The 2,650-nt window shown below is 69.1% G+C and carries 1 protein-coding gene; it reads right to left on the reverse strand.

Features of this window, described 5'->3' with window-relative positions:
* Positions 1 to 2,637: amino acid adenylation domain-containing protein (locus ACIA5C_RS48580; RefSeq protein WP_396068193.1), on the reverse strand; the 2,637-nt coding region annotated here is incomplete at its 3' end.
* Positions 2,638 to 2,650 lie beyond the last annotated feature (13 nt).

Consider the following 2,650-nt stretch of genomic DNA (forward strand, 5'->3'; position numbering starts at 1 on the left):
CGGCAGCACAGCCCGGTCAACCTTCCCGTTGGTCGTCAACGGCAAGACATCCAGCACCACCACCACCGCCGGCACCATGTACTCGGGCAACACCCGGCCCACGAACTCCCGCAACACCGCGCCGCTGACACCGGCGTCGGCGGTCACCACGTACGCGACCAGGCGCCGCTGCCCCGGCTGATCCTCACGGACCATCGCCACCGCCTGGGCCACCGCTTCGTGCCGGCCGAGGGCCGCCTCCACCTCGCCGAGCTCGATGCGGAACCCGCGCACCTTCACCTGGTCATCCGAGCGGCCCAGGAAATCCAGATTCCCGTCGGACCGCCACCGCACCACGTCCCCGGTGCGGTACATCCGCTCCCCGGGCCCGCCGAACGGACACGCCACAAACCGTTGCGCGGTCAACCCGGCCCGGCCCAGATATCCCCGGGCCAAGCCGGCGCCGGCAATGTACAACTCACCCGCCATCCCCACAGGCACCGGCTGCAGGGACCCGTCCAGCACGTACGTACGGGTGTTCCACACCGGCCGGCCGATCGGCGGCGTATCTTCCCCGAACAGCGCGGTGGTCACCGTCGAGCCAACCGTCGACTCGGTGGGGCCGTACCCGTTGATCATCAAACGGCCCCGCGACCACTGCCGGACCAGTTCCCCGGAACACGCCTCGCCGCCGACGACCAGGGTCATCCCGGCCGGAAGCTCATCGACCTCGGCCACCGCCGACAACAGCGCCGGCGGCAACGCCGCATGCGTGACCCGCTGCTCGACGCACAACCGACCGAGTTCACCGGCCACCAGCCGCGACGGCGCCGCCATCACCAACGCCGCCCCGCTCAGCAACGCCATCACCAACTCCAGGAAGGCGATATCGAAGCTCGGCGAGGTGCACTGCAGGACCCTGCTGTCACCCGCGACCTCCAATCGCTCGATCAGGGCGCCGGCCAGGCTCGAGATTCCGGTATGCGACACCACCACGCCCTTGGGTTTCCCGGTGGACCCCGACGTGTAAATCACATACGCCGGATGCGCCGGAAGCAGAACCCCGACCCGGTCGGCGTCGCTCAGCGCAGTGGTCGGCCGCGCCGTGATCCGCTCAGCGGTCACCGGATCGTCCAGAACCAACTGCCGTAACCCCTCGGGCAGATGGCCGGCCAGGGCTGTGGTGGTCAGCACGCACACAGGCGCGGCATCGTCCAGCATGAACGTGACCCGCTCGGCCGGGTATGTCGCGTCAATCGGCAGATACGCACCGCCGGCCTTGACCACCCCCAGCACCCCGACGACCAACTCGACCGAACGGGGCAACACCAACCCGACCAGGGTTTCGGGGCCGACCCCGCACTCGATGAGATACCGGGCAAGTTGATTCGCCCGCTCGTCGAGGTCCCGGTAGGTCACCTCAACGCCCTCGAACACCACCGCAACCGCATCCGGGCTCACCGCCACCTGCGCCGCGAACAGCTCCGGCAGCGTCGTCGCCGGTAGCGGCCGGGCAGTGTCGTTGAACTCATCCAGGATCATGCGCCGCTCGGCCGGGTCGAGGATGTCGATCCGGGAGACCGGCTGGTTCGGGTCGTGGGCCACGGCCTCCAACAACCGCACCACGCGAGCGGCGATGCTTTGAGCGGCGGGTTCGTCGAACAGGTCGGGTTGGTAACCCACTTGCAGTGTCAACCGGGGTCCGGGCACCACGGCCAGGGTCAGCGGGTAGTGTGTAGCGTCCTTGCCGGTGACGCCGGTGATCTGCAGGCCGGCGGGTAGCTGGTCGGTCCGGGCCTGGTCGACGGGGTAGTTCTCGAAGACCAGGAGGGTGTCGAACAGCGGCCCGGACCCGGCCAGCCGCTGGATCTGGGTCAGGCCGAGGTACTGGTGGTCCAAGAGTTGGGCCTGTTCGTCCTGCAACCGGGCCAGCAACCCGGCGAACGTCTGCCCCGCCCGCACCCGTACCCGGACCGGCACGGTGTTGATCAGCAGCCCGATCATCCGGTCGATTCCGGGGATCTGCGGAGGACGCCCGGACACCGTCGCGCCGAACACGACATCCTCGCGGCCGGTGACCCGGCTCAGGTGCAACCCCCACACCGCCTGGACCACCGTGTTGAGGGTGACCCCGAGCCGGCGGGCGGTCGCGGTCAACGCCGCGGTCAACGCCTCGGGCAGCTGCGTCCCGATCTGTCCGGGTGTCACCGCAGAACGGCCCGCCGCCTGCGGCGCGATCAGAGTCGGCCCGGGCAGCCCGGCCAACGCCTGCGACCATGCCGTGCCAGCCGCTGCCGCGTCCCAACGGGCCAGCCAAGCCAGGTACTGCTTGAACGTGACCACCGGGGCCAGCGTCGCGTCGTCACCACCGGTGGTATACAACGCGAACAGTTCCCCGAGCAGGACCTGCAATGACCAGCCGTCGAACAGGATGTGGTGACGGGTGATCACCAGCTGGTGCTCCTCGGCACCCAACCGGAGCAACCTCACCCGCAACAACGGCGGCCGGTCCATGTCGAAACGGCGGACACGTTCCCCCGCGAGAACCCGATCCACCTCGACGGCCTGCTGCGGACCGGACAGGTCGGACAGGTCGAGTTCCTGCCAGGGCAGGTCGACCTCCCGCCACACCACCTGCACCGTCATCCCGTCACGGATCTGACGGAAACCC

It is taken from the genome of Actinoplanes sp. NPDC051343 (genome assembly GCF_044455125.1).
GTDB lineage: Bacteria > Actinomycetota > Actinomycetes > Mycobacteriales > Micromonosporaceae > Actinoplanes.